The sequence below is a fragment of the Methylobacillus glycogenes JCM 2850 genome (assembly GCF_000617925.1).
In the GTDB taxonomy this organism is placed as follows: domain Bacteria; phylum Pseudomonadota; class Gammaproteobacteria; order Burkholderiales; family Methylophilaceae; genus Methylobacillus; species Methylobacillus glycogenes.
Genome location: NZ_BAMT01000024.1, coordinates 1 through 7,022 on the forward strand (window position 1 = coordinate 1; position 7,022 = coordinate 7,022).

The 7,022-nt window shown below is 57.6% G+C and carries 4 protein-coding genes; all 4 read left to right on the top strand.

The features are described 5' to 3' along the window. Window positions 1-522: 522 nt before the first annotated feature. The 4 genes from JCM2850_RS23205 to JCM2850_RS15915 are packed head-to-tail and all read left to right on the top strand — an operon-like array spanning window position 523 to window position 6,884. The gene (locus JCM2850_RS23205) at window positions 523-1,701 is read left to right on the top strand and encodes a hypothetical protein (protein ID WP_051525471.1); all 1,179 of its coding nucleotides are present in this window, start codon (window positions 523-525) and stop codon (window positions 1,699-1,701) included. A gap of 14 nt (window positions 1,702-1,715) precedes the next feature. Next, entirely contained in the window at window positions 1,716-1,988 is a 273-nt protein-coding gene (locus JCM2850_RS23210; protein WP_234406320.1) for a hypothetical protein, read from the top strand. Beyond that, window positions 1,973-3,379, top strand: coding sequence for a PD-(D/E)XK nuclease family protein (locus tag JCM2850_RS23215; RefSeq protein ID WP_234406321.1), 1,407 nt, complete (start codon window positions 1,973-1,975; stop codon window positions 3,377-3,379). The genes JCM2850_RS23210 and JCM2850_RS23215 overlap by 16 nt, the downstream gene beginning before the upstream one ends. A 16-nt stretch (window positions 3,380-3,395) precedes the next feature. Then, window positions 3,396-6,884: a UvrD-helicase domain-containing protein gene (locus JCM2850_RS15915; RefSeq protein WP_025873108.1), complete on the top strand. Its 3,489-nt coding sequence runs from the start codon at window positions 3,396-3,398 to the stop codon at window positions 6,882-6,884. Window positions 6,885-7,022 lie beyond the last annotated feature (138 nt).

Sequence of the window (7,022 nt, forward strand, 5' to 3'; positions counted from 1 at the left end):
TTTCGAGGGGCTGGCGACTGTCTAGGATAGTAGGGGCGATTCAGTATTGCCGATGCTACTGGAGTCAATTTCGAAAAGAATCAATACGCCTACAGAACAGTGACTCTCCAGGCGGCAGGAACTGTGCCGGAATTTCTTCAACTAATCCTTAATAGGGTAATAGGGAAATAATGGGAATGAAATCATCTGCTCACTTTGAAACGAAACATACAAACCCTAGGAGGCTTCTTGAGTGAGAATTCCGAAGCAAATTCCAGATATCGATTTTGAGAATCAGATTCACGAACGGCTCAAGTTAGCCGAGCTTGATCAACAATAAAGTTACCAATGAGTTACAACAGATTGCTTCTACTAAGAATGTCAGAAGTCAGTCTTTGAAGTCTTATGACACTGCTTGGTCTTGTACTAAGTGCTGACATATTATTCGATCACCGAACGCACTTAATACTATGAGTGATTTGGCAAGTCCATATCTGGTCTATGTTAAAGACCGATACTGACGAATCAAGTAAAATCCACTCCATGACTGCCTCCCACCTGATGCTGTGCGCCACCGCGCGCCTGGCCCGTTCCCTGCAAATCGATCATGGCAATCACATGCGTGCCCAGGGTCATGCGCAATGGCCCATGCTAGCCGCATTAACCGTTAGGCAATGGCTGGATGAAGTGCTGGCACAAGCGATGCTGTCCGGAGATATGGCGCAGGTTGGTATGAATGGCACAGATGGCATAAATGGAACGGATGACATAGATGTCACTGCCATCCCCCAGGGCGTGCTCAGCACAGTGCAAGAGCGCCTGCTGTGGGAAGAAGTGATTGCCGAGGCTTTGCAAGCCGAAGTGCTGGATTCCCTGTTTGACATCAAGGGGTTGGCGCTGGCGGCGCAAGAGGCCAACCAGTTATTGATTGAATGGCGTTTGCCCCTGCCAGATGCGGGCCACAGTGAGGAAGTCCGCCAGTTTCTCAGCTGGCGGCGTTTGTTTGTGGCGCGTTGCCGCAAGCAGGGCTGGCTGGATTACCCAGCCTATTTTGACTGGCAGTTGGCGCAATTGCAGCAGGGCATAGGCCAGTTGCCAGCCAGTATCAGGCTGGTGGGTTTTGACCGTATCACACCGCAGATGGCCAGGCTGCAAACGCTGTTAGAAGAACGTGGCGTGGACGTGCAGCGCCATGAAACTGGTTTGGCGCAAGCAGGGCAGGCCAGCCTGCTGCACCTGGATGATCAGGAAGCAGAATGCCGTGCCGCTGTGGCCTGGGCGCAGGCCAGGCTGGAACAACACCCTGAGGCCAGGCTGGGCATCGTGGTGCCTGAGCTGGCCAAATTACGTATATCACTGGCACGGCTGCTGGATGATGCCTTGCACCCGGCCTGGGTCAGACCGGGCATGGTAGAAGCCCCCAGACGCTATGACTTTTCATTGGGCCTGCCCTTGAGCCAGGAGCCAGTAGTACATACCTCGCTCAGCCTGCTGCGCTTGTTAAGCCAGTATCAGCTAGAGCAGCAGGATTTTTCTGCGCTGTTGCAACAACCCTATTGGTCCAATGCCGTGAGCGAGGGTGATGCGCGCGCGCGCTTTGATGCACGCTTGCGCGAGCAATTGCCTTTGTCATTTGGCTTGCCACGTCTGCTGAAATTCCTCAGGCGCACCGTGCAGATACCCAAGCCCCATTGCCAGTCAGCGGCTTACTGGCACATCTAGAAGCGGGTCTGGCGGTGCTACAGGCGCAACCGCGTCGGCAATTGCCTTCACTCTGGGGCGCTGCCTTGCAGGCCACACTGACCGCGGTCAATTGGCCGGGGCAGCGCAGCCTCTCCAGTTTTGAATATCAGGCCATACAGGCCTTGGATAAAGTGTTTCAGGCGCTGGCCGCACTGGATGCGCTGGAAAAAAACATGAGCCTGGCCGAGATATTGTCACGGCTGCAGGAGTTATGCCGTGAGCAGATTTACCAGCCTGAAGCCGAAGGCAGGTGCAATTGCAGGTGATGGGCATGCTGGAAAGCGTGAGCCAGCCTTTGGATGCGCTCTGGGTGATGGGCATGAACGATCATGTCTGGCCGCCACCGCCACACCCCAATCCCTTGCTGCCCGCTGCCATGCAGCGCGAGCGTGGCCTGCCTAATGCTGATACTGCGGTGCAGGCCGAATTTGCATCTATAGTGCAGCAACGCCTGCTGCACAGTGCGCGTGAACTGGTGTTTTCCAGCGCGGAAAAAGACGGCGAGCGTGAGTTGCGTACCAGTCCTTTGGTGCAAGGCTTGCCAGCAGCGCAGGGTGCATTCCCGCTCAGCCAGACCCTGGCAGAAACCCTGGCGCAGCAACACCCCCGCGCCATGCAATGGCTGGATGATCATCAGGCACCGCCTGTGCTGGAAGGCGAGCATATTTCTGGCGGCACAGGCTTGCTCAAGGCGCAGGCCATTTGCCCGGCCTGGGCTTATTTTCAGTATCGCCTGCATGCCCGTGCGCTCAAAGTACCAGTCAATGGGCTGGATGCCGCAGAACGTGGCACCCTGGTGCATGCGGTGCTGGAGCAGTTCTGGCGTGGCCGAGCATTGCAGGATTTACAAGCCATGGACGACAGCGCTTTTGAAGCGGCCCTCATCAGCGCCGTCAGCGCCGGGCTGGAAGCCTATGCCAAAGATAGTGATGAAGTGCTAAGCCCGGCGTTCCGCACGCTGGAAGCGGCGCGTTTGCAGCGGCTGCTGCGTGGCTGGCTGCTGTTTGAAAAAACCCGGGAGCAGGATTTTCAGGTGCTGGTCAGCGAGCAGCGGCAAACCATCAAAATAGAAGGCGTGGAAATCACCCTGATCATAGACCGTATAGACCAACTGGCCGATGGCAGCCGCGTGGTGATGGACTACAAAACCGGGCGCAAGCCCGATACCCGTAACTGGGCCGAACAACGTATTACCGAGCCGCAATTGCCCGTCTACGCCGCGTTTGCACTGAGTGCAGCTGATCCCGCGCAGGAGCAAGCCGAGGCAGGGAAGGCGCTACAGGCCGCGTTTTGGGATGAGCAGGGCGCTGAGATAGCCCCACCTGCAACTGGCGAAGTCACGGCCATTGCTTTTGCCATGGTGCGGCTGGAAGAGTACAGCTTTGCTGGCCTGTCACGCGATGAAGTGCTGCCTGCCGTGCCCGCGCTGGATGACAAAAAAGCGCGAGAGAACTTTGACCCTGAACACTTCCCCGACTGGCCCAGCGTGCTGGCGCATTGGCAGCAAAGCCTGCGTGGCACCGTGCAGGCGCTGAAACGCGGCGAGGCAGCAGTGCGCTTGCAAGATGAGGCCGAGTTGCAGTATTGCGAAGTGCTGCCCTTATTACGCCTGCCAGAGCGTCAATTGCAGTTTGAGCGTAGTCAAGGGTTGTCATGAATAGCGAGCTGTTGGCATGAATAGCGAGGAAAACAATATGGTTGGCCTGGGTAGCACCGAGCCCAAGCGCGAGCCACTGAGCGCCGAGCAATTGCTGGCAATGGATAGCCATAGCCGTGAACGCGCACTGGAGCTGGCTTCTTTCATAGTGGAGGCCCCAGCCGGGGCGGGCAAAACCGAGCTATTGACCCAGCGTTTTTTGCGCCTTTTGACCACGGTAGAGTCCCCCGAGCAGATTGTCGCCATTACCTTCACCAACAAGGCAGCGGCAGAAATGCGTGCGCGCATACTGGATAGCCTGACCATGGCCGCCAGGGGAGAATACCCAACAGCGCCGCACAAGCAACTGACCTTCAGGCTGGGCGAAGCCGCATTGCAACATGGCCATGCGCACGAGTGGCAATTGTTACAGCACCCCGGGCGGCTGCGTATTTTCACCATAGATTCACTTTCCGGCCACCTGGCACGGCAGATGCCTTTGCTCAGCCGCTTTGGCAGCCAGCCCAGCATTACAGAAGATGCAGAAACACATTACCGCGTGGCGGCAGAGCGTACCCTGGCCATGGTGGATGATGAGCTGATGGGCTTGCCCGTGCAGTTGGCGCTGGGCTATGTAGATAACGATGTGCAAAAACTCACAGGGCTATTGGTGAGCATGCTGGGCAAGCGTGACCAGTGGCTAAGTTATACCGCACAAGACACTGGTGCTGATCCAGAAAATTTGGATGCACCGCGTGCGGCAGAATTGGCGCTGCAACACTTGATCACGCGCGATATTACCGCTGCGGCTGAAGTGCTCGCTGCACGTTACCAGCAGGCCCTGATGCCAATAGCCCGCTTTGCGGCAAGCAATTTACCCTGCGAGCATGCACAAGCCCTACTGCTGGATTGGGATAGACCCTTGCCAGCCACTGCCAAGGCCTTGCCCGCCTGGCTGGCGCTATGCGAACTGGTGCTGACCAGCAGCGGAACCTTGCGTAAGACGGTGAATAAAAACAATGGCTTCCCGGCCATACCTGAAGCAAAACCTTATAAAGAGCAACACGCAGAAGTGATGGACGCCCTTGCTGCCACCCCGGGTGCCGAGGCTGCACTGCAACGCTTGCGCAGCCTGCCTTACAGGCAAGACCCGCTAAGCTGGCAGATGGTGGCGGCATTGGCACAGCTACTCAAGCTGGCGGTGGCGCAACTATGGCTGGTGTTTCAGCAGGCGCGAGAAGTGGATTTTGTAGAAGTCTCACAACGGGCTTTGCAGGCCTTGGGTAGAGATGAAGACAGCCCCAGTGATCTGGCGCTGAAACTGGATTATGAAATCCGCCACCTGCTGGTGGATGAGTTTCAGGACACCAGCCCCGGACAGGTCAAGCTATTGCAGCAACTCACCGCAGGCTGGGAGCCGGGCGATGGTCGTACCCTGTTTACCGTGGGCGACCCCATGCAGTCTATCTACCGCTTCCGCAAGGCCAATGTGGGCCTGTTTCTGGAAGTGGCGGCCGAGGGCATAGGCGCGCTCAAGCTGGAACGCCTGCAGCTATGCCGCAACAACCGCTCTTATCCACCCGTGGTGGACTGGATCAACCGCAGCTTTGCCAAAGTATTCCCGGCCGCAGACAGCGTGGTACAGGGGGCGATACATTACCGTGAATTCATTGCCACACGGCCACAGCATGAGCATGCTGGCGTCAGCGTGCACCCTGTGGTGGGCACAGCGCTTGAAAGTGTAGAAAGCCTGCGCGAGCGCGAGGCCAAACAGATTGTTGAGATCGTGCGGCAGACCTGGGCGCAAGATGCCCAAGCCAGCATTGCCGTGCTGGTGCGCGCGCGTAGTCACCTGGAGCCGCTGGTGGCAGAAATACGCCGCCATCACGCTGACCTGCGCTTTCAGGCGGTAGAAATAGAACGCCTGGCTGGCCGCCAGAGCGTGCAGGACCTGCTGGCCCTGACCCATGCCTTGTTGCAACGCGCAGATCGCGTCAATTGGCTGGCGATATTACGTGCCCCCTGGTGCGGCCTCAGCCTCGCCGATATGCACGTGCTGGCCGGGCGCGAGCGTCACCGCAGCATCTGGGCCTTGCTCAATGACGCTGGCATACAGGCAGCCATGAGTGATGATGGCAAACAGCGTTGCGCCCATGTGGTGAGCGTGCTGGCCGAAATACTGGGGCAACAGGGGCGGCAGCCCCTGGCACGCTGGCTGGAAAGCGCCTGGCTGATGCTGGGCGGGGCAGAGTGCCTATGGCAGGCAGGCGATATTGCCGATGTAGAAGCCTATTTCAAACTCGTCTCGCAGCTGGAGCAGCAAGGCAAATTCAGCTTGGAGCGCCTATTGCAGGAGGTAGACAAGCTCTACGCCGCCCCCGACAGCCGTGCCAATGGCCTGTTGCAGTTTATGACCATCCATAAATCCAAGGGTCTGGAATTTGACTGCGTGATATTGCCCGCCTTGGAGCGCCGCGCCGCAGGCAATGAAACCTCCTTGCTGCTGTGGGAAGAAGTGGCGCTGGAAACAGCGCATGGCGTCAGCACCGAACTGGTGGTGGCGCCCTTTATCCCCAAAGGCGCAGCGCAGGCTGGGGAACCCAGCCCCTATAGCTATCTGCGCCTGCTGGAAAAAGAACGTGCGGACCATGAAAGCGCCCGTGTGCTGTATGTGGCGGCCACCCGTAGCGTGCGCGAGCTGCACCTGCTGGCTAGCGTCATGCCCAATAGCAAGGGCGAGCTCAAGCCAGCCAGTGGCAGCTTTCTCGAACTGTTGTGGCCGCAACTGGGCGGGCAGTTCATAGAGGCGCAGGCAGATAGCCAGGCTGAGCAAACTGCGCAAGGCAGCGCCGTCGGCGCTATAGGCAAAACACAAGGTGCACTGGCCGACTTCATCCCCCAATTGCTGCGGGTGCAAGTGCCTGGCCTGCCTGCCGTCATCCAGGCCGCCAGACACGAAAGCATCACTTCCGGGCAAGCCCATGACGATATCCCCGTGTTGGGTCGTGCTGCCAGCCTGGAGGCACATGTTGGCACTCTGGCGCATAAATACGTAGAAATGATCGCCGCCCGGCCAGATTTTGATGACTGGCTGGCACGCTTGCCTGGCTTAACTAGCGTCATGCAGCGCTGGTTCAAACAGCAGGGGCATGTGGATGCCAATGCCCAGAGTGGGGCAGAGCAGGTACAGCGCTTGGTACAACTCACCTTGCAAAGCGCGGATGGACGCTGGGTGCTAAGCCAGCGGCAGCAGGCAGCGGCTGAGTTGGCCATGGGCTGTGAGCAGGAGGGCAGCTTGCGGCAATTGGTGGTAGATCGCTGCTTTGTTGATAATGGCGAGCGTTGGATTATTGACTACAAATCCACACGCTTGGCGCAGGATGTTGATACTGGTCAACTGCTGCAGGCAGCGGAGAAGTTTGAGCCGCAGTTGGCGGCCTATGCAGGGTTGTTTGCGACAGAGGGCTTGCCGCTGCGTAAGGCGATTTACTTTATGGATATAGGCAAGCTTTGTGAGTTGCCTTGAGCTTTTTTTTCCTGGCGTTTATTAACTACAGCGAGCGGTTGAGTGGTTTTGACCCCCGTTGCCGCTAGCGAGAGATTTTGTTTCGCCTTGTCGGGCGACTTACTTTCTTTTGCTTCGCCGAAAAGAAATGTAAGCAAA

Bases quoted from the DNA above. Each gene is read 5' to 3' on its own strand.
- JCM2850_RS23205 (WP_051525471.1), top strand. From the start codon at position 523: ATGACTGCCTCCCACCTGATGCTGTGCGCCACCGCGCGCCTGGCCCGT.
- JCM2850_RS15915 (WP_025873108.1), top strand. From the start codon at position 3,396: ATGAATAGCGAGGAAAACAATATGGTTGGCCTGGGTAGCACCGAGCCC.